Annotated in this window: 30 protein-coding genes; 5 read left to right on the forward strand and 25 right to left on the reverse strand. The window is 39.6% G+C overall.

Features of this window, described 5'->3' with window-relative positions:
• Positions 1-57: 57 nt before the first annotated feature.
• The gene (locus EJE48_RS01460) at positions 58-1,080 is read right to left on the reverse strand and encodes an alpha-hydroxy-acid oxidizing protein (RefSeq protein ID WP_124984227.1); all 1,023 of its coding nucleotides are present in this window, start codon (positions 1,078-1,080) and stop codon (positions 58-60) included.
• Between the two features lie 166 nt (positions 1,081-1,246).
• Here EJE48_RS01460 and EJE48_RS01465 point away from each other — a divergent pair, with 166 nt between their 5' ends.
• Positions 1,247-1,549 carry a hypothetical protein gene (locus EJE48_RS01465; RefSeq protein WP_124984228.1) on the forward strand — a complete coding sequence of 101 codons (303 nt, stop codon included), beginning with the start codon at positions 1,247-1,249 and terminating at the stop codon, positions 1,547-1,549.
• Between the two features lie 231 nt (positions 1,550-1,780).
• On the opposite strand, the gene EJE48_RS01470 is transcribed toward EJE48_RS01465, so the two are convergent.
• The 6 genes from EJE48_RS01470 to EJE48_RS01495 all read right to left on the reverse strand — a co-directional run bounded on the left by EJE48_RS01470 (position 1,781) and on the right by EJE48_RS01495 (position 7,489).
• Positions 1,781-3,178 (reverse strand): aldehyde dehydrogenase, encoded by a 1,398-nt coding sequence (locus tag EJE48_RS01470; protein ID WP_330548461.1) that lies wholly within the window; start codon positions 3,176-3,178, stop codon positions 1,781-1,783.
• Positions 3,147-4,358 carry an iron-containing alcohol dehydrogenase gene (locus tag EJE48_RS01475; RefSeq protein ID WP_016407763.1) on the reverse strand — a complete coding sequence of 404 codons (1,212 nt, stop codon included), beginning with the start codon at positions 4,356-4,358 and terminating at the stop codon, positions 3,147-3,149. Before EJE48_RS01475 ends, EJE48_RS01470 begins: the two co-directional genes overlap by 32 nt.
• Positions 4,359-4,451: 93 nt before the next feature.
• The gene (locus EJE48_RS01480) at positions 4,452-6,224 is read right to left on the reverse strand and encodes a recombinase family protein (RefSeq protein WP_124984229.1); all 1,773 of its coding nucleotides are present in this window, start codon (positions 6,222-6,224) and stop codon (positions 4,452-4,454) included.
• Positions 6,225-6,294: 70 nt separating this feature from the next.
• Positions 6,295-6,444 carry an SHOCT domain-containing protein gene (locus tag EJE48_RS12490; RefSeq protein ID WP_004613393.1) on the reverse strand — a complete coding sequence of 50 codons (150 nt, stop codon included), beginning with the start codon at positions 6,442-6,444 and terminating at the stop codon, positions 6,295-6,297.
• A 384-nt stretch (positions 6,445-6,828) separates the two neighbouring features.
• Entirely contained in the window at positions 6,829-7,065 is a 237-nt protein-coding gene (locus EJE48_RS01490) for a helix-turn-helix domain-containing protein (protein WP_038292684.1), read from the reverse strand.
• Complete coding sequence (locus EJE48_RS01495) at positions 7,049-7,489, reverse strand: sigma factor-like helix-turn-helix DNA-binding protein (protein WP_002594762.1); 441 nt, start codon at positions 7,487-7,489, stop codon at positions 7,049-7,051. Before EJE48_RS01495 ends, EJE48_RS01490 begins: the two co-directional genes overlap by 17 nt.
• A gap of 525 nt (positions 7,490-8,014) precedes the next feature.
• On the opposite strand from EJE48_RS01495, the gene EJE48_RS01500 reads away from it, so the two are divergent.
• The gene (locus EJE48_RS01500) at positions 8,015-8,365 is read left to right on the forward strand and encodes a helix-turn-helix domain-containing protein (RefSeq protein ID WP_002594763.1); all 351 of its coding nucleotides are present in this window, start codon (positions 8,015-8,017) and stop codon (positions 8,363-8,365) included.
• Positions 8,366-8,458: 93 nt separating this feature from the next.
• On the opposite strand, the gene EJE48_RS01505 is transcribed toward EJE48_RS01500, so the two are convergent.
• Entirely contained in the window at positions 8,459-8,794 is a 336-nt protein-coding gene (locus tag EJE48_RS01505; RefSeq protein WP_002594764.1) for a hypothetical protein, read from the reverse strand.
• A 171-nt stretch (positions 8,795-8,965) separates the two neighbouring features.
• On the opposite strand from EJE48_RS01505, the gene EJE48_RS01510 reads away from it, so the two are divergent.
• On the forward strand, positions 8,966-9,223 hold the full coding sequence (locus tag EJE48_RS01510) for a helix-turn-helix domain-containing protein (RefSeq protein ID WP_038292687.1): 258 nt from the start codon (positions 8,966-8,968) through the stop codon (positions 9,221-9,223).
• Between the two features lie 19 nt (positions 9,224-9,242).
• Here the strand turns inward: EJE48_RS01510 and EJE48_RS01515 are convergent, their stop codons facing one another.
• The 17 genes from EJE48_RS01515 to EJE48_RS01590 form a co-directional block, all read right to left on the reverse strand.
• Complete coding sequence (locus EJE48_RS01515; RefSeq protein WP_002594765.1) at positions 9,243-9,665, reverse strand: winged helix-turn-helix domain-containing protein; 423 nt, start codon at positions 9,663-9,665, stop codon at positions 9,243-9,245.
• Positions 9,666-9,766: 101 nt separating this feature from the next.
• Positions 9,767-10,228, reverse strand: coding sequence for a hypothetical protein (locus EJE48_RS01520; protein ID WP_118741656.1), 462 nt, complete (start codon positions 10,226-10,228; stop codon positions 9,767-9,769).
• A gap of 7 nt (positions 10,229-10,235) precedes the next feature.
• Positions 10,236-11,015, reverse strand: coding sequence for an ABC transporter permease (locus EJE48_RS01525; RefSeq protein WP_117844629.1), 780 nt, complete (start codon positions 11,013-11,015; stop codon positions 10,236-10,238).
• Between the two features lie 2 nt (positions 11,016-11,017).
• The gene (locus EJE48_RS01530; RefSeq protein WP_117844631.1) at positions 11,018-11,803 is read right to left on the reverse strand and encodes an ABC transporter permease; all 786 of its coding nucleotides are present in this window, start codon (positions 11,801-11,803) and stop codon (positions 11,018-11,020) included.
• Positions 11,796-12,722, reverse strand: a complete 927-nt coding sequence (locus EJE48_RS01535) for an ABC transporter ATP-binding protein (protein WP_015524607.1) — start codon at positions 12,720-12,722, stop codon at positions 11,796-11,798. The genes EJE48_RS01530 and EJE48_RS01535 overlap by 8 nt, the downstream gene beginning before the upstream one ends.
• 135 nt (positions 12,723-12,857) lie before the next feature.
• Positions 12,858-13,775: a sensor histidine kinase gene (locus EJE48_RS01540; protein ID WP_002594770.1), complete on the reverse strand. Its 918-nt coding sequence runs from the start codon at positions 13,773-13,775 to the stop codon at positions 12,858-12,860.
• Between the two features lie 5 nt (positions 13,776-13,780).
• Positions 13,781-14,473, reverse strand: coding sequence for a response regulator transcription factor (locus EJE48_RS01545; RefSeq protein WP_002594771.1), 693 nt, complete (start codon positions 14,471-14,473; stop codon positions 13,781-13,783).
• A gap of 43 nt (positions 14,474-14,516) precedes the next feature.
• Positions 14,517-14,654: a MerR family transcriptional regulator gene (locus EJE48_RS01550; RefSeq protein ID WP_080633534.1), complete on the reverse strand. Its 138-nt coding sequence runs from the start codon at positions 14,652-14,654 to the stop codon at positions 14,517-14,519.
• Between the two features lie 332 nt (positions 14,655-14,986).
• Positions 14,987-15,325: a winged helix-turn-helix domain-containing protein gene (locus tag EJE48_RS01555; protein WP_080633535.1), complete on the reverse strand. Its 339-nt coding sequence runs from the start codon at positions 15,323-15,325 to the stop codon at positions 14,987-14,989.
• A gap of 223 nt (positions 15,326-15,548) precedes the next feature.
• Positions 15,549-16,253: a M15 family metallopeptidase gene (locus tag EJE48_RS01560; protein ID WP_002594772.1), complete on the reverse strand. Its 705-nt coding sequence runs from the start codon at positions 16,251-16,253 to the stop codon at positions 15,549-15,551.
• Positions 16,254-17,471: an ABC transporter permease gene (locus tag EJE48_RS01565; protein WP_243107966.1), complete on the reverse strand. Its 1,218-nt coding sequence runs from the start codon at positions 17,469-17,471 to the stop codon at positions 16,254-16,256.
• The gene (locus tag EJE48_RS01570) at positions 17,452-18,339 is read right to left on the reverse strand and encodes an ABC transporter ATP-binding protein (RefSeq protein WP_002594774.1); all 888 of its coding nucleotides are present in this window, start codon (positions 18,337-18,339) and stop codon (positions 17,452-17,454) included. Before EJE48_RS01570 ends, EJE48_RS01565 begins: the two co-directional genes overlap by 20 nt.
• Complete coding sequence (locus EJE48_RS01575; RefSeq protein WP_118699249.1) at positions 18,323-19,084, reverse strand: hypothetical protein; 762 nt, start codon at positions 19,082-19,084, stop codon at positions 18,323-18,325. The genes EJE48_RS01570 and EJE48_RS01575 overlap by 17 nt, the downstream gene beginning before the upstream one ends.
• Positions 19,053-19,598 carry an RNA polymerase sigma factor gene (locus EJE48_RS01580; RefSeq protein WP_124984231.1) on the reverse strand — a complete coding sequence of 182 codons (546 nt, stop codon included), beginning with the start codon at positions 19,596-19,598 and terminating at the stop codon, positions 19,053-19,055. Before EJE48_RS01580 ends, EJE48_RS01575 begins: the two co-directional genes overlap by 32 nt.
• Positions 19,599-19,881: 283 nt before the next feature.
• A complete protein-coding gene (locus tag EJE48_RS12735) occupies positions 19,882-20,052 on the reverse strand; it encodes a winged helix-turn-helix domain-containing protein (RefSeq protein ID WP_330422673.1) in 171 nt (56 codons plus the stop codon).
• Positions 20,053-20,295 (reverse strand): helix-turn-helix domain-containing protein, encoded by a 243-nt coding sequence (locus tag EJE48_RS12740; protein ID WP_330422669.1) that lies wholly within the window; start codon positions 20,293-20,295, stop codon positions 20,053-20,055. It abuts the gene before it with no gap.
• A 144-nt stretch (positions 20,296-20,439) separates the two neighbouring features.
• Positions 20,440-21,027 (reverse strand): ABC transporter permease, encoded by a 588-nt coding sequence (locus EJE48_RS01590; RefSeq protein WP_243009890.1) that lies wholly within the window; start codon positions 21,025-21,027, stop codon positions 20,440-20,442.
• 354 nt (positions 21,028-21,381) lie between these two features.
• Here EJE48_RS01590 and EJE48_RS01595 point away from each other — a divergent pair, with 354 nt between their 5' ends.
• A complete protein-coding gene (locus EJE48_RS01595; protein ID WP_117844641.1) occupies positions 21,382-21,774 on the forward strand; it encodes a plasmid mobilization protein in 393 nt (130 codons plus the stop codon).
• Complete coding sequence (locus EJE48_RS01600) at positions 21,746-23,041, forward strand: relaxase/mobilization nuclease domain-containing protein (protein ID WP_330548463.1); 1,296 nt, start codon at positions 21,746-21,748, stop codon at positions 23,039-23,041. Before EJE48_RS01595 ends, EJE48_RS01600 begins: the two co-directional genes overlap by 29 nt.
• Positions 23,042-23,230 lie beyond the last annotated feature (189 nt).

Consider the following 23,230-nt stretch of genomic DNA (forward strand, 5'->3'; position numbering starts at 1 on the left):
CCCCTTTCTTCGTCAGGAAAAGGGTTTTTAGATGTGTCCCAATAGGAAGCCTTGAATTTATACCAGCCTGATTTTATCTCTCGTGATTTCCTGCAAGCTTTTGCAGCTTGTCATCGTCATGGCATCCTTCAGCTCCGCTTTCAGCTTTTCCGTATACAACTGCACGCCTTCCGCACCGCCGCCGTAAGCCGCAATTACATAGGGTCTGCCAATCAGCACCGCATCCGCGCCAAGGGCAAGCATTTTAAACACATCCTCCCCCGTACGCACACCACCGTCTACAAATATTTTTGTATCCGCGCCGACTGCCGCACGAATTTCAGGCAGCACCTCTGCTGTCGAAAGCCCATAATCCATCACTCTGCCGCCATGGTTGGAAACCACAATCGCATACGCACCTGCTCTGAGTGCCTTCTGCGCCGCTTCCGCCGTCATAATGCCCTTTACGATAAACGGCAAATCGGTTGCCGCGGCAATCTCTCGCAGCTCCTCCTCCGTTTTCAGCAGCATAGGCGGATTCGCCAGACCTGCATGGGGCAGACCTGCGCTATCAATATCCATGGCAAAGGCAAACGGATGCACCGCCTCGACCTCTTTCAGCCGTTCCTTCACCACATCGACCGCCCAAGGCTTCAAGGTAGGAATCCCCCAGCCGCCATTCTCCCGAATTGCCTCCAGTGGCTCATAAAAATTTTCTGCCTTAGGCCCGCCGCCGCCAAACGCCAGAATCCCTGCCGCCTTTGCGCCGAGCATCACCGCATCGCAATACAGCCTGTCAGTCATATCCTCTGTATAGGTATACGGTATCAAGCCGATGGGCGCAACGAAAATCGGCGCAGCAAAGGTTTCCCCAAAGAGTGAAATTTCCATATTTCGCTCCTGATTGCCGCCTGTGACATCCATTTCCAGCTTCACATGCTCCCCAAGCCATGCCACGTTCCGCTGAAAGGTGCGAGAAGTCCCCTTCCCGGCAGGCCCCGGCATTACGCCCTTGCAGGCAATGCCGTTACATTCGGGGCAAACCCTGCATCTGGGTGCCATTCTTTTTCTTGCGTTCTCCAGAACCTCCTGATAGGTCATATTCTTTCCCTCCTAAAAGCCTCCAAGCTTTTTCGCAATCTCTCTGTTCTCATCTGTTGCCGTCTGGGCAAATCATAACACATCTTTCCCCTCCCGCAAACAGAAATTTGCTTTTCTTTGAATAAAATGCTACACTGATAAAAACCGAACCGAAAGGAGCAACTCCATGCTGATTTATATTATTCTGATGCTTGCGCTCGCCTATTTTTTTCAAAAGGAAGGGCAGAAGCTTTTAGCAGGCAAATCCAAGCTTCTGGCGGAATTCTGTCAGGATGCCTACGCAACAAAAACCGCCCTCAGCACCCTGCGGATTCTTTGTCTGTCCTCTGCTGTCAGCGGCTTCTGGATGCTGATTGCCTTCCTGCTTTCCAAAACCATCCATAAATTTCTCACGCCCTTTGCCCTGCTTTCCATCCTTTGCTACAGCATCGGATTCATCCTTGCCATGCTGCGGCTCAGAAAGCTGTAAACAAAAACCGAAAGAATCTCTTCCTTAAAATAAAATAGAAATTCTTTAGGTGTGTCCCAGTAAGAAAACATGAAGAAAATGAAATAGCTGAAAGCCTGCGGATACAAGGAAGTTTCCCGCAGGCATCCTTTGACTTAGGCTGTCAAGGGGAACTGACGCAGTAGCCGTAGCTTTCAGCATTTCAGAATGCAAGGTTTCTTATCTGGGCGCACCCTTCGGTTCTTTTTTTATTTATCGCAGGAACAGCCGCAGTAGCAGCCTCTGTATCCTATGATACGGCGCATATCTGACAGGCAGATCCATCCATGTATGCTTATTTACAATACTCTTTTCATGGCTAAAGGTTTCAAAGCTTTTCTTTCCGTGATAGCTGCCCATGCCGCTGCCGCCAACACCACCAAAGCCCATTCTGCTTGTTGCCAGATGGATAATCGTATCGTTGATGCAGCCGCCGCCAAAGGGCACATATCTGAGGAATCGCTCCGCAAGGGCCTTATTTTGCGTAAAAAGATACAACGCCAATGGCTTTTCTCTTTTACGGATAAATTCCTCTGCCTCCGCCATGCTGTCCACAGGCAGAATCGGGAAAATCGGCCCAAAGATTTCTTCCTGCATCACGGCATCCTCAGCCGTCACATCATCCAGAATGGTTGGCTGAATCTGCATCGTTCTTTCATTCCAGCCACCGCCGAATACCACCTTTTCAGGGTCAATCAAGCCCGTCACGCGGTCAAAATGCTTTTGGTTAATCATCTTCACATACGCGTCATTTTCCGTTGCATCCGCACCGTACATCCGCACAATCCATTTTTTCAGATAAACAAGAAATTCATCCTTGACGCTTCTTTCCACCAGAATATAATCCGGTGCAACACAAGTCTGTCCGCAGTTTAACAGCTTGCCGAACGCAATCCGCTTTGCCGCCAGCTCCAGCTTTGCGGTACGGTCAACCACACAGGGGCTTTTGCCGCCCAGCTCCAACGTCACAGGGGTCAGGTGCTTCGCTGCCTTCGCCATCACCTCTTTGCCAACCGTCACACCGCCGGTAAAGAAGATATAATCAAACCTCTGGTCTAGGAGTGCCTGATTTTCTGCTCTGCCACCGTCCACCACAAATATATATTCCTCCGGGAAGCACGCCCGTAAAATCCTCCGTATCACCGCAGAGGTTGCAGGCGCATAAGCAGAAGGCTTGACCACCGCACAGTTGCCTGCCGCAATCGCCCCAATCAGCGGCTCCATCGTCAGCATGAAGGGGTAATTCCAAGGGGACATGATAAGTGCCACGCCATACGGCTCCTTCACCGTAAAGCTTGTAGCAGAAAACTGCGCCAATGGACTGCGGACATATTTCTTTTTCGCCCAGCCCTCCAGGTGCTTCAGCATATAGGATAATTCTGCCAGAGTCATCCCCACCTCACACATAAACGTCTCTGTTTTGGATTTATTCAAATCCTCGCGCAGTGCTGCGTAGATTTCCTTTTCGTGTTGGCGAATGGCTCTTCCTAAGCGTTTCAATGCCTTTTTTCGGAAGGCAAGCGGAATGGTTCTTCCGCTGCGAAAAAACGCCCGTTGCTTTTCCAGCTTTTTCTGCATCTTATCTCGCTCCCTTCTCCATGATTTTTTCATACATCCCTGCCAGCTCCTTCGCATCCATCAGCACCGGCACAGGATAAAGCGGATTGCCCTCCGCCGCGGCATGCTTCGATAACGCAGGAATATCCTCCCTGCGGATTTCCTTGATTGTTTCGGGAATCTGCATGTAGCGGTTCATTTCCTTTACCCAGAGGATAAAGGAGGCCGCCGCCCTGCGGTCACTCGTATGCTTCGGCACCATCCCGACACAGCGCGCCAGCTTCGCCAGCTGCGGCACACAGGCATCTCCGTATTCCTCTAAGAAATACGGCAAAATAACAGCGTTTGCAAGCCCATGTGCCACGCCGTATTGTCCGCCAAGGGAATGTGCGATTGCATGGACATAGCCCACATAGGATCGCGAAAACGCAATCCCTGCGCAGTATGCCGCCTCCAACATATACGCTCTCGCCTTTTTATTCTGCCCATCCTCATAAGCCTTCCGCAGATTTTCATAAATCAGGCGCACCGCATGCTCTGCCATAAAGCGCGTCTGCTTCGTCGTGCTGCCGCCGATATACGCTTCTACGGCATGCGTCAGCGCATCCATGCCCGTCGTTGCGGTAATGCCCTTCGGCAGTCCCAACGTCACATGATAATCCAAAACGGCATATTGCGGAATCAGGGAAAAATCATTGATGGGATATTTGTGCTTCGTGCCGCTGTCCGTAATGACCGCCGCCAATGTGGTTTCACTGCCTGTTCCTGCCGTTGTCGGCACCGCAATCAATAGCGGCAAAGGCTTGCATATCCGCAATAAACCCTTCATTTTATAAACAGGCTTCCTCGGCTTCACAATTCTTGCTCCCGTTACCTTCGCGCAGTCCATCACAGAGCCGCCGCCAAAGGCAATCATTGCCTGCGCACCGCTTTTCAGATATACCGCACGCGCCTGCTCAATATTCTGAATCGTCGGGTTTGCTACCACTTTGTCATAAACCGCGCAGAAGATGCTTCGCCGCCGCAGCTCCTCCTCTAAGTGCTTTGTCAAGCCAAGTCCACGAATACTTTCATCCGTCACCAGAAGCACCTTAGAAATGTTCCGTTCCTGCAATACATCGGGAATTTGGACAATGCTATGTAAAATTTTCGGTTCTCTGTAGGGCATGAACGGCAATGCCGCACGAAATACACCTTGAAATGCCCTGCAATATACCCGTTCTAACCGTTTCATCTGAATCTCCTTCTTCTTTCGTTTTCCTCATGATACGCGCAAAAAGGTAAAGCGTCAAGCAAAGAAAGTTCTTTGTTTGCTACATATTATTTATTAGGGTTCACCTTTGACAGCAAACAGATAGTCTCCACATGTGTTGTCACTAACATAGGAACACACATCCTTTACCTCGTCTACGATATGGGAACACATTTCTTTCGCTTTTTCTACTGCTTTTGATTTCTTCCCAAATCGTTCTTTTGCGTTTCCAATTTCATTTTTGAATCCTGTTTTATATACGAAAATGATTTTATAGGGATCTTTCTCTCCATTTTCATCGTAACCACCGACAATAACTTTTTCGATGATACTTTCAAATATTCCTCTGTCAAATTCTTCTAAAATCTGATTTTTTGACAATGCTTTTCTAAAATCTGCCAGTCTTCTTTGCAAGCTGCCTTCATTGTCATATTGTTGTTCCAACATACTTAACTGTGTTTTTGCTTCAGACAATTTCTTTTCATACCCCACATCTGTTTCCTCATAAATGTCTTTAGCCACAACACCCTCTAAATAGTTTTCCAGCAACTTTTTTCTCTTATATTGAATATTATAAACACTTCTATTGAGTTTTTCAATTTTATCTTCTATCGAGTCCTCTGATAAAGTTTTCTCGACTCTCTTAATAAATTCTTCCAACACATCTTTATGATCTGTACATAACATACGGTAAGATTCAATAAAAGCATCTTCTATAACCTGCTCTGGAATTCCTTTACTATCTGGACAAAACCTTTTACCATGTTTTGTTGATTCTACACATTGCCAAATAGTTTTTGTATATTTCGAACTGCTATGCCACCTTCTCCTTGATAAATTCGCACCGCAAAATCCACATTCAAGCATACAACTAAAAGCATATTGTCTACTGAATTTTTCTCGTTTTCCAGGTGCTACTCCCTTTTTGCGTCCTCCATTACGGCGTTCCCGTATCTCCTGAGCTCTTGCAAATTTTTCTTCTGATATAATCGGTTCATGATGATTTTTGATATAAAACCGATCTTCTTCTCCAAGATTTTCCAGCCTTCTTTTTGATATCGGATCTACGGTAAAGGTTTTTCCTAATAAAATATCACCTTTGTATTTTTCATTATTAATAATTCCCATTACACTGGAAGAAGTCCACGGATTCCCTTTAATAGTTGGAATCCCCTGTTCATTCAGTTCCCTTGCAATCATCGTACTTCCAGCACCTGCAACATATCTGTCAAATATGTATCTGACCGTTTCCGCACCTTCTTCGTTAATAGACAGCGACTTTGTTACTACATCGTAATCATATCCAAGGCATCCCTGAAAACCAACAAGTTCTCCACGTTTCATCTTCATTTTCAAACCTTTTTTTACATATGCAGATGTATTTTCCACTTCCTGCTGTGCAACAGAACTTAAAATAGTCAGTAAAAATTCTCCATCTTTTAAGGTATTAATTTTTTCGACTTCAAAATATACCGCTATATTTCTCTCTCTTAACATTCTTACATATTTTAATGTATCTAATGTATTTCGTGCAAATCTAGGAATACTTTTGGCAATCACTAAATCAATATTACCAGAAAGGCATTCCTGAATCAGTAATTGGAATTCTTCTCTTTTATCTGTTTTCGTGCCTGTAATTGCTTTATCAGCAAAAACTCCTGCAAAAACCCATTGCTTATTACTCTTTATCAAGTCCGTGTAATATCTGACCATTGAATTATAACTTTTAATCTGATCTTCATCATCAGTACTAACACGACAATATGCGGCAACTCTTAATCTATCAATCTTTCTTCCCGTAGAAGTATCCTCACCAGCACCCTTCGCCTTAATGATTTCAACTTCCATTTCACCGCCCCTTTCTTTTTGTGTTCCTACCGTAGTGTTGATATAATCTTACAACGCAACACTCCGATAGTCAAGCGGTAATATTAGAAATAACACCATAATCTTTTTTTAACTTTTTCTCTACCAGCTGATACTCTGCTTCACTTATAAGTTTTAACGAGCGTAATTGTTTCAACATTGACAGCTGCATACTGTATCTCAACAATTTTGCACTATTCATTTTCCCTCTCTATTCTTTCTCATCTACTTTTATTAAAAAATCCTGCAGTAGCTGTCGGGTAACAGCCTCATTGGTATTTCACCATCTTCTCAGACCGGGCAGCTTTCCCGGAAGTATCATTAACAAAAACAGTATCTTCGCTACAAAAATCCCACTTTCTGATCACAGTCAAATATTTATCGCTCATGCCTTTGCTTCCATATCATTTTGATACCATTTCCACTTTGCGTCACGATGTCGCAAAGCAATAATGCAGACAGTCCTGGCGTATCTACTGTATAGCTCCTCTGTTTCATTCGTCCTGCAGGATAAATATGAAATTTTCAAGGTACAATGATTGCTCTTTTTATATCAATTTACGAAAGGGAGTCGTTCAGATAAAAATTATGCAATCTTAAATTTCAGTATTTTAGTAATCAATTTTGTTTCAAGTCTGCGTCTCAATGTTTCATCCACACAATAATGTAAATTTCCGTATTCATCATATAATTTTCTGGTTGATAACACTGCAATATAACCTTCATAATGTTTCAAAATCCTGTTAATTGCTTCCACATCTCCGGACGCTGCCGACACAATAATATGATACGGTAGTAACTTTGTATTATTTCTTTTTTCCAGTCCTGATCTCCTCCATAATCTTTTTTAAAGCTATAAGGGAACTTGTACGATGATGATGAATGGTACTTCTTACAAGATTCATATATTTTGCAATTTCTGTATCTGTCATATCCAGAAAAAAAGATAATAAAATTACATTTCGCTTCTTTTCCGGCAAAGACTTTAATGCTTCACCAATCAACTCATCTTTTACTTCTATGTCATAATCAAAGACATGGAACATTTCTGATTCAACTATGTAATCATCCATGATTTCCAGTTGTCGTAGTTCCTTCTGCGTTAATTCCGAAAAAGAAATTTCATATTTTAAACGATAATTTCTTTCTCTCTCATAATCTATCATTTCATTCTTCAACAGGGTTTTGCAGAAACTGTCAAACTGTTTCCTTATTCTTGACTGCTGTTCGGAAGAAGATTTCTTCATAAGAGATCACCTCCTTCCGTAACCACCTGAAGCAGAGTGAAATATCTCCCTTTCACTCCATAGCACGAATGGATATATATCCAGCGTCGAACACCCGACACTGTTTTTAAAAAATATTTTTTTATATAAAAAACGCCCTTACAGGCCGATACCCATAGGACGTTGTTTATATCTGATATTAAATTTTCCCCACATGTCTCGAGTGGGTATAATGCACTCTCAACTGCATAACTATTTACATTGCTTAAAATGCAACTTATTTATCTGCCTTTCCACGCATTACGCAGGATTGGCTTTGATTAGCACCAAAAAATCCTTTCAACAGTTCAGAATACATAGCTCTCCCAAACATGTTCAAAGGATAAAAACACGAAAAAAAGCCTTTGAACATTGCGTTTTTTTATATGCAATATCCAAAGTTTCTTACCTTTTCTAAAAGTGCATGATACCCCTCTAATATAGTGATTTATTAGTGCATTTTCTTTCTCTAAAGTGAAATATACACTATACATGGAGGTGTATGATATGGCTAAATCTAAGAAAATTGATAAAGACATGGGTTTTCGCCTGAAGAAAGCCAGATTAGACCAAAAGCTGACTTATGATGAGCTATCCGAAAAATCCGGTGTTTCATCAAGATATATTAAAGAGATTGAAAATCATGGCAATGTTCCAAGTCTTGAAAAACTCGGACAGCTCATTCGTGCTTTACACATCTCTGCCGATCCATTTTTTTATCCAGCGGCTCTGAACGATAATCTGGATTACCAAAGGCTGTTGATCTATCTTTCAGAATGTACTCCCGATCAGATAACCACCATCCTTGCACTTGTGGAAGCCTATCTTCGTACATATAAAACCCATGAAACAGAATAGCAGAAAGATTTCTATTTTTTCTGGATTATTTCTGAATAATTCTGGATAAAACAGGGTGGTCAGCTTGTCTGTAAGCCTTCCACCCCGTTTGAACTATTTTTCAGTATGCATAAGCAGTTCTTTTACTTTATTTCTTTTTTTCAAAATTCCCAATCCTTCAAATATCTGTATCGTATCTATCATTCCCTGATAATACGCTCTTTGTTCTTCTTGAAAATGGGCATGATCCACAATATCCATATATTTTTCCAAAAGCTCCCTCTGTTCTCCTGAAATCTCTGCCAGCAACTTCTCATATTCCTGATTTGCCTTTTTTAATTCTTTAGCTGCATTTTTCGCTTCTTTCGTACAAACGGAATACTCACGCTCTCCTGCTTCGCTACGAAGCTCCTCCAATACCTCTGCCACCATTTCAAATACTTCGTTCATTTTTGTATCCACCTTTCCATATAAGTATTGCATTTTGCAGGCAGTATTATCAGTCCTTGCATTATTTTCAACAACTTTATTCTCTTATACTTCATCTTTAGAAGTATATTATCAATAATATTCCGTAAAATCAATCATGTAACACTTCATCTTTAGAAAGTTGGTGTTTGAATGAAGATTTACTGGAATCAGGAAAGTAATTCCAAGAACCTTATCGGACAACGTGTAAAAGCCCTACGAATCGAAAAACATATGTCGCAAAAAGCATTAGCCGAACAACTACAACTGGCCGGATATGAATTCAGTGACCTTACCGTACTTCGTATCGAACAAGGAACACGTTTTGTACCGGATTATGAAGTCGTTGCTCTTGCAGAATTTTTTCATGTATCTTGTGAATATCTCTTGGGTGTTAAAAAGGAAAAATAAGCAGTGATCTGGAATATTTTCACAGACCACTGCTTAAATTTTTGTTAAAGCGATACCCAACTCCCCATACTGTTTGTATGTAAATCGGTTTACTTGGGTTATCTTCTATTTTCTCACGTAGATTACGGATATGGCTCATGACGATGTTATAATCGCCGGAATAGGATTCCTTCCAGACAATATCATAAATCTGCTCCTTGCTAAACACTCTACCTAGATTGTTGGCTAACAGATAGAGGATTTCAAATTCTGTAAATGTCAAATCTATTTCCTGTTTCTGCTTTCTTACCAAACGATTTATATTATCTATTTCTAATCCATTAAAACTCAAATTTGTTTTTGCATTTTCAATTACTTGAAATGCTCTTGCTCCCGTATTGACACAGGATATTATATGATTCAGGATTTCTTCCTCACTATCTTCAAATGTCAGTATTAACATTTTCCCATGTAATCACCTACTTTATTTTTATGCATAAACTTTTAACTAAAACAAATCTGCCGTACTGTGACATTTTTCTTTTACCATCACACAGCTAAAGATTATTCAATATTCAATTCAATGTTTCCAGTAAATTCCTCACACTCAATGCCGACATAATTTCCACCATCAGGAAGTGTAATTGTGTCACTATAAGTTCCGGTTGTTTCAAGCAAAGTGACTACTTCATCAGCTCCAGAAATCCAAAATACTTTTGCAGTTCCCTCCGCAACCTCCAAAGTGCAATCAATAGACAAATACTTACCAGCTTCTCGCTTTATAGAAGTTCCTCCAAACAAATACTCTGAATCTGAAAAATTCTCATAATCAGCCGTATAAGTTCCCGTATAATCATCAATCCCTTTTTCTTTTGTTCCTTCCAAAGATAACTTTCCTGTAAGCTCTATGACTCCAGCCGACTGAACGATATTATTATAATGATTGAGAATTTCATCTTTTGAACAGCCAGAAATCATAAAACTTCCCAAAAGGACAAATGCCAATGCTAAAACTATTTTCTTAATAAAATCATCACCAGCCTTTCTTTGGTGCTACCTTTTTGGCCTTTTTCTTTGTTTGGGTTGCTTCTCGCTCTTTCATGCACAAAATCAAGATGGCAGAAATAACGACAGCAAGCACAAGACTGCAAGAACAGCTTCCGATATTCCAGTTGACTGCGGTATCATAGCTGCGGTAGCCTACCATTCCAAGACTTGCGGTAATCGGATAAAGGTTTGCTAATGTCATATTTCCTGCGGCAAACATCCCTCCATATCCATAGACAAAAGCAATGATTACACCGACTAAAAAGCTACCTGTCCTCCGACAAGTAAGAGCGATAATCGGCAGAACCGCAAGATATAAAAAGAAATTAACCGCAGTAATCTGCAAGGCTGCTTTTAGAGCTAAGGAAATCTCAAAGCCTGGAAATCCCACAATCATTTCCGCTATGATTGTAAACAAGCTGCATATCAGCCCGAAAGTAATAGACAATACGCCGCACACAATCAATTTTCCGGTCAGCAGCTTCTTAAAAGAAATCGGCACAGTCAGAATATTTTTCAGTGTGTCATCCGTCTGCTCACGAGAAATCATATATCCAGCAATTAGGCTGATACACATCGGAAAAATCATGGACATATTGTTTTTGATGACCTGTTCTGTAAGATAGGCGAAATCCCAAACGGAACCATCATTCGCCATAGAGGTAAACAAGGTCAGCAGGACGGATAGGAGCATGAGTGCAACGCCCGCCCAAAGGATATGATACCTTTTCAATTTATAAAATTCTGTTTTTACAATGCGAACCATGTTTATTCCCCCCTCTGCTTATATAATCTGTCAATCAGTAAGAACGAAACGAATGCCATGATTCCAAGAATGAATACAACTTGAAATGTTGAAGGAATTAGCCCTGTCATTTGCTCCAAGTCCATTTTTATTCCATGAGCCGCCATATCTCCCGCACTCCAAAATGTAGTCAGTGGCGTGGGCAGAAGCCATAACATGGTTTTAGGCAGTGTGTCAAACAATGCCGTAGCACTCATGTTCAGAACGCTGTAAAAGACACACAGCAAAATGGAAAAAACATAGGTCTTACTGAAAAAGACAACAAGGACAATCAACGGGAGTGTTCCTGCTGTAATGAAGATCCCCGTTTCAACCGCCAAAAACAGCTTATAACCAATTCCATAAACTTCTAATGTTCCAATTCCGCAAAGAATTGTTGCAATAGTAGAAGCCACGCAAAAAACAATTCCAAAGATAAAAAGGACAATGATCTTTGCAAGTACCATTTGCGTGCTGGTTACTGGAATTGTACGCAAATTTTTGAATGTATCGTTGTCGCGTTCCATAAAAAACAGGATGGCGGCAATCACTCCGATAATGCAGGGCAGTAAAAACTGGATACCATATCCCAACACCATGTTAAATAGTCCATCGAAAGCATCTGCCCGATCCGTATATCGCTCCATCATAGAGGGCGTTATCATCAGATAAGTCAGCGGGATTGGAAACAGGAACGCAGCCAGAATAATCAGCGGAATAAATTTCTTCCGTTTCAATTTCAAAAATTCGCATTTGATTAGTTTAAGCAATTCCTTCGCCCCCTGTCACACGCTTGAAGTAATCTTCAAGACTTTCTTCACAGGTATGTGCTTCTGATACCTCCAATCCGTTTTCTACAAAAGCAGTTACAATTTTCCCCACAGGCAGCTCCATATTGTGTAGACGCAGATTGTGGTCGTCTTGTATGGAAAAATGGGTTTCATGGAAATTGCGTTCCAAAATTCTTGCCGCCTGTGCAGTATCAGAGATCGTAAACCGGATATGTTTACTGCTTTTTTGCTCCAACTCAGCAAGGCTTTCTTCTTCCAGCAGTGCACCGTGGTCAATAATTCCAATATCGTCAGCCAGCAAGGAAATCTCCGAAAGAATGTGACTGGAGATTAAAATAGTTTTTCCTCTTGCGTCACAAAGCTCACGGATAAAAGAGCGTACTTCTGCAATACCGATAGGGTCAAGCCCGTTGATAGGCTCGTCCAAAATTAAAAGTTCCGGATCGTGCATGACTGCAAGGGCAATCGCCAACCGCTGCTTCATACCAAGAGAGTATTGCGAAAACAGCTTTTTATCCTTGTAAGGAAGTCCGACTAAATCCAGAGCGTCTTTGATGGCATGGTTGTTTGGTACTCCACGCAGGGTAGCAAAGATACGCAGATTCTCCGTACCGGTCAGATTGGGATAAAAACCAGGGGACTCAATCAAACTTCCAATGCGGGGCAGCAATTTCTTTTCATTTCCCTGCAAAGACTTTCCCCAGATTTTGACCTCACCGGAAGTCGGCTTCGTTAGCCCCAACAGCATTTTCATGGTTGTGGTTTTTCCGGCTCCGTTTCTACCCAACAGACCATAAATTCTCCCACGCTTGACATGGATATTTAAGTCCGCCACACTCTTTTGTGAGCCGTATTGCTTTGTCAGATTTTTTGTTTCAATAATATAATTTGAATCCATATTCAAAACCTCCTGTTCTGTAAGGTATTCTATCACGCCAACCTTGCATTAACCTTGCCACAACCTTGCATTAACCTTGCAATTTGAAATCCGACAAAATAAACAAAAGTTCCCGTCACAAGGACGGGAACCCGCTTAAATCTCCAAGGGAAAACGCAAAGAAAATTCAGTTCCTTTTCCCGGTATACTTTCAACAGCTATGCTTCCGCCCATTTTTTCTACAAGTTGATGGACAATGGAAAGACCAAGACCGCTACCTTTCTCAGACCGACCTTTATCGCACTTATAAAGCCGTTCAAAAATGTGTTTCAAATCTTCTTTCTCAATTCCAACTCCATTATCTGCCAGCAGCAACTCCATGCTGTTTTCCTTCTTCGATAGGGAGATTTTAATTTTGTCCGCATGGCTATGAGCGATGACATTTTGAATGAGATTATTGATGATTCTCATATAGCTGTCTATATCCAATCTTACCCGGACAGGCTGTTCGGAAATATCAATGTCATAATCAACCTGTTTATCCTCAAAAATCGGTATCCAGTCAATCAGGATATTCCTTGTAAACTCTGCGGCCTCAATGCTCTGGATTTCCAAAGCAAACTCGTTGGAATTTAACTTGAACCAGTCAAAAAGCACATCAATATATTCTTTCAGATCGTGGGCTTTCCGGCGAGCAGTTTCAATATAATCATCCCGGTCTTTTCCCGTGACAATACCTTTGTGTGCAGCATCAAGATACCCGATCAGAGTGGTAAGAGGCGTCCGAACATCGTGAGAAAGGCTCGTCATAAGCTGGCGGTTGGTTTCTTCCGTCTGTCGCACAGCAGAAAGCCTGCTTTCATAAGCCACAACGATCTCATTGATTTCATAGGCAAGAGGGGCTGTTAGTTCATTTGTTGCAGACAAAATACGCCGATTGCCATTTCCATTTTTCACATCAACCAATGCATCGGTCATTTCTGCTATTTGTTTTTTTATACGCCGAACGAGAACGATGGAAGTCAATACAGCCACAACAGCAATCACAATGGACAAGAATACGATGATTTCCATGCTGACTACACCTCCTTGTTAAAGCGATAACCGATCCCTTTGACAGTTTGGATGTACTTTGGATTGGAGGGGTTGACTTCTAATTTTTTACGAAGCCGACTGATAATCGCCATAATGTTACTGTCATCATAGAAATATTCTTCACCCCATACTTCTTCATAAATCTGCTGCTTTGTTAAAATCCTTCCTTGATTTTTTACACAATAGAGCAGCAAATCAAATTCCTTTGGTGGAAGTTCAAAAGTGCCGTTTCCCGTAGTAACGGAACGATTTTCAAGGTCAATTTGTAATCCATCAAAATTCAGCTTTTGCACCGTTCCGGCTTGCTGATTAAAGCGAGTGTAACGGCGAATGAGGGACACAATACGGGCAATCAGCTCATCCATATCAAACGGCTTTGTCAGATAATCGTCCGCTCCGGCCCGTAACCCCCGCACCTTAGAAATGCTGTCATTTTTGGATGTGAACATTAAAATTGGCAAACTATGCTCTTTACGGATTTCTTCCAGTGTTTCAAACCCATCCATACCGGGCATCATCACATCCAGTATTACAAGCTGATATTCCTGCTCTTTTAATTTCTGCAAGCCCTCTTTTCCGGTATTACAAAAATCGGCTGCTATATTTTCCGTTTGTACGCTGCGCTTAATTAAGGCACACAGTTCTCTGTCATCATCTATAATCAAAATTCTATTCATGGTACAATTCTCTCCCTTGTTTTGTCCGACCATCCACAGGTTTTTATGCTGATTTTGGTATCAGCCAAACCATTCCCATCTTTACAGGTCCTGGAATACGTCCACCAGAGCAAAAATAATTTATCCAACGAGGTGTTACTCCCCATTTTGCACTAGCTTCTTTTAATATCATATAATCCATATCAATTCCTCCGAATATTATTATAATTCGTTCTTTCGAATAATACAATCATATGCCTTCTACATTGGCACATCCTTCGGGAGTGCATGAAAGGATACTTAGCAAACACTTCCTATGTCATGACACAGACGAAATTTCCCACACTTTCCTAACATCTGTACGATTAAATTTCCATAGGAAAGTCTTCCTGCATTCTTCTGATTTTCTTCAATTTTCCGCTAGAATATCTTGACTTTTCACGCCGTCTGTATCATTAGTTAAATTTTTTCATGTATCTTGTGAATATCTCTTGGGTGTTAAAAAGGAAAAATAAGCAGTGATCTGGAATATTTTCACAGATCACTGCTTAAATTTTTATTAAAGCGATACCCAACTCCCCACACTGTCTGTATGTACATTGGTTTACTTGGATCATCTTCAATCTTTTTTCTAATATTTCTAATGTGGCTCATAACAATATTGTGATCGCCGGAATAAGGCTCTTTCCACACAATGTCATATATCTGTTCCTTACTAAATACTCTGCCCGGATTTCTTGCTAATAAATGCAGAATTTGAAACTCTACACTCGTAACTTTAACTTCTTTTTTTCCTCGATATAGTATTCGTCTTGAAACATCTATTTCCATTCCTTCAAAAACTAATTTTGTGCAAAAATTTTCTTTTATCATCTGCGTTTTATTTTCAAAACCATCTAAAACTGAAATAACTGCATTTAATAGTTCGTCCTCATTTTCCTCAAGAGAAAGTAATAATAACTTAGCTATAATCTGCCCTCCTTCGTCAATTACTTATAATATTCTTCTATGTATATTCCCCCGTCCATCTTTTCGTTTTTTAGTTTGGATTTTATTTTTGGAAATAGGTCAATATACCCATTCCATATAAGAAATTCTATTCCAGCGTTTCTATATATTCTTCCAAACAAATTCCTTGAGAGTATATTGCCGACGCAGCTTCTTTCCCGACGTATCTGTAATGCCAAGGTTCATTTATAACACCTGTTATATCCGTCTTATTTGAAGGATAACGCTTTATAAAACCATATGTATGAGCATTTTCCTCAAGCCAGTTATAAACATCATCTCTTGAACTTTTTGTAGTATCTGCGTTTATATCGACTGCAATACCAAGCTGATGTTCACTTGTTCCAGGAATTGCCACCCATTGCTCTGCAAGTTTTTTCGCTTCGGACTTCGATTTTCCCTCATTTTCATATGCTTCTATTTTTTCGTTCATTAGTTGCTGCTGTTCTTCCTGTGTCCTATATCCCTCTCTAACAAACAAACCATATCCCTGCGCCCTTGCAGCATTAAACATTTCCTGCAACTCCGGGTAAATTCTGGAATCAACCTTTTTTCCATTTGATAATTCTGTAAGCTGTACTTCATAATCAGCAGGAATATAATTCTCACGATTTACAAGAATCAGATTCCAGCCATGATCTTCACTGGCCATATGGTGTGTTATATTTCCAAGAAAAGGCGTTGTTAAAGATGAATGAAGAACCTTTCCTGCCATCACACATAACATTACTGTAAATAACAGGATAAAAAGTTTTTTTACTTTAAATTTTTTTCGTCTTGCATATCGTTTCAATTATTTTATCTCCACCTTTTGGTATACCCTGTACAGTATCGGCTGAAAAATCAAGCATACCACTGCATATACAGGAACAATAACAGTTGCTATTGTGGTTACTTTACTTCCCAATGTTATAAGTCCAGCTTCTTTGATATCCAAATAAATTTCTAATAACTGGTCTGGAAAGAAAGAGCATAATCCAGGCAATGTAATAATTCTGCTTAAAAATGGAAATGCACATAGCACAATGAATGGTACAATAACGGCAGTTGGCGTAGAGTGTGTAAACGCTGATGCCAACATTCCGAGTGTAGCTGCAAATATCGTTCCTATATATCCACCCAGAACAATAAACAGATATGCCTGTAAAAAAGTAATATTATAAACACTTCTCCACAAATCCAACTGGATTGGACAGTTTGCACCGTCTGCACCTAATATAAAAAGTACAATAAACGTATATAGAAATACAAACATCAGATAAAATCCCGTAGCAATACAAAAACCTGCTCCTACCTTTGCGGAAATCCCCTTGCTTCTTCCAAATCGTGCAGAGAAAAAAATGGAATCTGCTTTTGTCTGAAATTCATCTGAAAATATCCCGGATACAAGAAAACCGATCACTAATGCCAGCATCAGAATAAAGGTTGATATATTTTGTAGTAATGCAGCCCAACCGTCCATATATTCATAGTAAAATGGAGTTTTCAGTTCTTTATATTTCTGAATCATAAAATCTTTTTCTGCCTGTGTAAATCTTTCTTCTCCAGATTCAAGCCAATTTTTTAAAGTAGAAATTCTTCTTTCATAGATTGTTCCAACTTCATCATCAGAAACCTGATCCGTTACATAATAATTATAATCTCTGTAATCGCTGAAAGCATAAATAATGACATCCATAATACCTGCTATGCCTTGCTTTTTTGCATATGCCTTATTTTGTTCTGTAATGTCATCCGACAATGCCTCTTTCGAACTGTTAATTGTCCTGTTCTCTTCCAATACCTTGCTTAATGTATCTGCTGTTAAATAACCTGCCCATTGGTTTTTGGCTTCTCTTAAATCTCTTGCAGCCGAAATTCCAACAGAAGAATTTCCATTTTCATCAACATACTCCACTCTGTTAATCGTTAATATACTGGTTATCGCAAGTATTACGAATAACACTATGACAGCAATTCTATTTTTTGATTTAGAAAACACTTTTTTAATTTCATAACGCAGCATTTTCATCACCTGCTTTCTCTCCAAAATAATATAAAAATACATCTTCCAGTGACGCTTCTACACGCATTGCATTCTCAACCGGTTTTTCGTGAGAAATAATTCGCAGCATAACCTGATTTATTTCTGATTTCATATTGGAAATTTTATATTTTTCCATAAAATCAGATACCCTGTTTTTCGGCACAAGACATTCCCATACTGTTTCTGTCATAGAATTTATCAGTTCGTCAATACTTCCTTTATGCAGAATTTCCCCGTCTTTCATCAACCAAATTTCATTCGCAATATACTCGATATCTGAAACGATATGTGTCGATAATAATACCAGTCTGTCTTCTGAAAGTTCGCTAATCAGATTGCGAAATCGGATTCTTTCATTTGGATCAAGTCCTGCTGTTGGTTCATCAAGTATTAAAATCTTAGGATTATTCAACATAGCCTGTGCAATTCCGGCTCTACGCTTCATACCACCAGATAATTTTTTCATTTTTTTATGAGCTACTTTTGAAAGACCAACCTTAGCAATCAACTCTTTCACACGTTTTTTTACGACAACAGGACGGATTCCTTTCAATGCAGCAATATAAAGTAAATAATCCTCTACCGTAAATTCAGGATAAAATCCAAAATCCTGTGGTAAATACCCCAACAGCTTGCGATATTCACTGTCCATGCTGAAAATATCTTTTCCATTACAGCATATCGTTCCGCTTGTTGGCTTTAAAAGGGTACACAACATTCTCATTAGAGTTGTTTTACCTGCTCCATTTACACCTAAAAGACCATATACCCCATTTGTCATAGTAAGATTTATATGATTGACTGCTGTAAAATCTCCAAATTCTTTTGTTAAACCATCAAGCTCTAATTTCATCAAATGACACCTCCAAATATTGATTACAATTCTTTAAAATACGATATATCGCAAAAGCAATAAAAAGTATTGTTACACCCAGCAGTGCTGACCAGATGGGAACAGTAACCATGATATATACATTTTCATTTAAAACAATAAAAAGCCATACTGCACTCCATATCACACACAGAACAATCGCAACTGTTTCACTGAAAGCGTGTTTACTGCATAAAATTCCAAAACAGATACAGGCCGTTACACAAAGCGGAAAAAGAAATTGGACAACTAATTCTGATAATTCATAATGCAAACCTGCTGAAGCGACTTCTAAAAATACAGTTATGAAAAAAATATCTGTAATACCAAATAACAGCATACGTGTAGCATATACCTGTTTTAATGAATAATAGGAAGCAGCTTCTATTTCCATACATTCACATGATCTGTTTTTCCACAGTTCCGGAATAATAAGGATTACAAATAGCGTGGCTACAACACCCATACTTCTTTTTAGATATATTTCATCATGAATAGAACTTAAAGCAATCCATAATGCCACTAAAATCATAAATTGAAGAACCCACCACCTTTTTTGTATCACACGAAGCTGTGTCCACAAAAAGTCATGATAAGAAAGCATTCGTTCTTGCTCTGCCATAAAAAAGGCATTTTTAGATTTACAAATTGTTTCCTGTATTTTTTCTTCGCTAGCTTCCACTTGTATGCTTTCCCTATATTTTTTTATCTTTTCTTTTTGATTCATCGAATTCCTCCTTCCCGAGAAGTTCCCTCAACTGTTTCCTTACTTTTTGCAAACGATACTTTACCAGTGGAAGTCCAATTTGCAATGTATCAGAAATTTCTGTTAATTTTAGTTCTTGAAAATAATAAAGAGTAAGTACTTCTCTTGATTCATCTGGAAGTTGTTCTAAAACCTGTTCGATCAAAACTCTATTCAAAATTTGTTCTGTTTGATTTTCTTCCACAAGCTCAATTTCTTCCAGAAGCATTTCCTTTGTTTTCTTCAAATAATCTTTGCATAGGTTACCTGCTATCGTATATAAATAATTCAGTGTTTTCCCTTTATAATGATAGTCGGGTAATTTTGAAAAAAAACGTATAAAGGTTTCCTGCGTGAAATCCTCCGCATATGTTTGATCAAAACAATGATGATAACAGTAGCTTAAAATTTCTTGATAATACTTGTGGACAAACAAATCAAAAGCATTATCATCACCTTGCTTCATTTTTCTAATTAGTAGAAAATCATTATACACAAAATCCTCCTTTCTCATTATTAGAAGTTCAAAATATTTATTCCGTTCTATAAGGCATAACGATTGAGATATGCAAAAAGATAGTCCAAATAAAAATTTTATAAATTATGCACTCAACCTCAAGCATATTTTATTATTATAACTGTCTGAGTCACCAGCCTCAACTATACCACTACTTCTCAATACCTTTTTCCTCTGATTTTCTATGAAGTTAAATTTTTCATGTATCTTGAGAATATCTCCTGCGGAAAAAGCAAAAAATAAACAGTAATCTGGATTATTTTCACAGACCACTGCTTAAATTTTTATTAAAGCGATACCCAACTCCCCACACTGTCTGTATGTACATTGGTTTACTTGGATCATCTTCTATTTTCTCACGTAGGTTACGAATATGGCTCATGACAATGTTATGATTGCCAAAATAAGGTTCTTTCCAAACACGATTGTATATCTACTCCTTACTGAATACTATTCCGGCATTTTGTGCTAACAACAATAAGATTTCAAACTCTGTGTAAGTCAACTCAATCTCATTATCTTCCCGAACCACAATCCGCTTATATTCATCAATGCGAAGTCCATCAAATATCAGTTTTCGTTTATTGACAATCTGCTGTCGTAAGACTTCTGTTTCCTCATTCAAACATGATAAAATATTGTTGATAATATGTTCTTCGTTATCTTCAAAGGACAAAATCAGCAACTTCCCAAAAGCACCACCTTCCTTTATGCTTTCCTTTCTATGATTGTAAACACACTACACCACTTAATTCAAAGAAATCGGATAAAGTTGAAAATCAGCGAAGCAGCATTTATTAATTACTCCGCTGATTTACTGCTATTCTTCCCGTATGGCAGGCAAAATTTCCGCTTTCTTTAATTCAACTTTGGCATATGCTACAAAAATCAGATAAATACCTCCCATAACAGCAACAAGCGCTATGAGGAACAGCCACGGCAATTTCAACGAAATACAATGGTTTACTGCATCCAAGCGTTGACATGCTGCGATGCTGATAAGTCCTCCAAATGCAAGAGAAACCAACAGGGAGCCACCAAGGTAACTACCAATCTCTCGGTCTAACATTGATTTTAGCTGCTTCTGCGTTGCTCCAACGGCCTTCAGCAGGCCAAACTCTCGTTTCCTGTTCTGAAAATCAACCATAAGCATATTCATAAGACTGATACTTCCAAAGACAAACAGAATAGCAGAGGCCATATACAGAGCATTTATAGAAGCTCTATATTGATGCTGAATATTTTTTATCGTTTGCTCAATCATATTTACTTCTATTTTTCCATTTTCATCCGCAATCTCCTGAACTGCGGTCAAAACTTCGTCAAGATGTCCGTCTGAATTTTTGACTGCCAGAATACCCGTCTGCTCTGTTATTCCTGTCAGTTTCTTTGCTGTATCATAAGTCATAATGAAGTAGGGGCTTCCAGGAACGACTGGGCTATTCTCCATAATCAAATTTTATTCAAAAAACATTCTATATTTGAACTACTCTTTTCCTTTTTTTGTGTAAATTGGCTTATATATAAAGCAATCATTTTTAGAGCAAGTTTCGCCCTGGCTGCCAGAAACCCGGTTCCCGGATTTTGTCAGCAGGCAACTTGATGGGGATTTTGCTCCCCATACCCTCAATACAATCAAAGATTGTTCTATTGGTTCCCATTCGCATGGTCACAGCGTAATAAACTTTTATTACTTGGCTTTCACTGTGAACTGTGAAATTTATAAGGAATCCAACGATATTATCGGAAAGGATAAAAATAGATGGCAAGACCAAAGAAAGAAACTGAAAAGTATCGTAATCATCGTATTACTATTCGATTCACAGATCTTGAATATTCAATTATTGAAACTGCAGCCAGACAAACCAATATGTCTCTGGCCGCTTATGTACGAACACAAGTTTTAAAAGGACAGGTACATACCAAAATCGAAATCGTTACTGACGTTCCAGAAATAAAGAAGCTACTCGCAGAGTTTGGAAAGATAGGCAGCAACCTCAATCAGATCGCAAAATATTTTAATCAGGGTGGGATTCTTTCACAGGAAATGCGTGGTGAAATAAATAAGCGACTTCGAGATTTATACGAAATGAAATATAAGGTAATGGAAATGGCTGGTGACTTTCATGGCAATACTGAAACACATCGCAAGTAAAAATGCAGATTATGGAGAATCTGAACGTTATCTGATTTTTCAGCATGACGAATATACGCAGAAACCTGTCCTTGACGAAAATGGGCATATGATCATTCGTGAAGAATACTACCTTGATGGCGTAAACTGCGATCCGTTTACCTTTGCAGTGGAATGTCAGGAAACAAATGCTTATTTCCACAAGAACCAATCCTTCAACGAAATCAAATCTCACCATTATATTATCAGCTTCGATCCAAAGGACAGGGACGAACATGGTTTAAGTGGAGAACAGGCACAGAAACTTGGCGTGGAATATGCCCGAGAGAATTTTCCCGGACACCAGGCTCTTGTCTGCACCCACACTGATGGTCATAATGGCAGTGGAAATATTCATGTGCATATTGTAATCAACAGTGTGCGAAAATATGATACAGAGCCACAGCCCTATATGGAATTTGACCGGGATTCAAAAGCCGGATATAAACATCATCTTTCTGACAGATACAGAATCTACTTAAAGCAAAAAGTTATGGATATGTGCCGTTCCAATGGACTAAACCAGGTAGATCTTCTGAACCCCGCAGAAAAGAAAATATCTGAAAAAGAATACTGGGCAAAACGCAGAGGTCAAAAAAATCTCGATGAACACAATGCAGAACTGAAAAAGAAAGGACTTACTCCAAGACAGACAACATTTCAAACGGAGAAGCAATACCTTCGTGATGCGATTGATGCAGTTGCTTCACAGGCAACATCACAGGAAGAATTTTCCAGATTGCTGTCTGATAGATATAATATCACATTTAAAGTCAGTCGTGGCAGATACAGCTACCTGCATCCTAATCGTCAAAAATACATCACTGGAAGAAATCTCGGAACGCTTTATGAAGAAAATCATCTTCTGCAGGTATTCCAGGAGAACTCCAACAGACAACACGCTAAAAAGTCACATTCTACTGACAGACCAGTTACAGATTTTTCAGAACAGTCAAAATCGTCAGCTTCTGTCCAAACTGACGAAACTACATACTCTTTCCTTTTCATAAAATCTGATTTACGACTTGTAACAGATTTGCTGCACTGTATCAAGGCACAGCAAAGTCAGGCATACGCACAAAAGGTAAAGCTGTCTAATCTTAAGATGATGGCTCAGACAGTTGCCTATGTACAGGAACATGGTTTCCAGAGCAAGGAAGATTTAGATACTGCCCTTTCCAATGCCTCTGCCCAAAGCACTGATACCAGAAATACTCTGAAATCCACAGAAGACGCTTTAAAAATATAAATGAACAGATTCATTACACCGGACAGTACCTTGCCAATAAATCCATCTATTCCGATTACCGAAAAAGTCGAAATAAAGAAAAATTTTATGACAATCACAGGGCAGAACTCACTCTTTATGAGTCTGCTCTCCGAATACTCAAAGAAAAATCACAGGGCAAAAAACTTCCTACCCTGAAAATGTTGCGTG

Source organism: Anaerotignum faecicola, from assembly GCF_003865035.1.
GTDB lineage: Bacteria > Bacillota > Clostridia > Lachnospirales > Anaerotignaceae > Anaerotignum_A > Anaerotignum_A faecicola.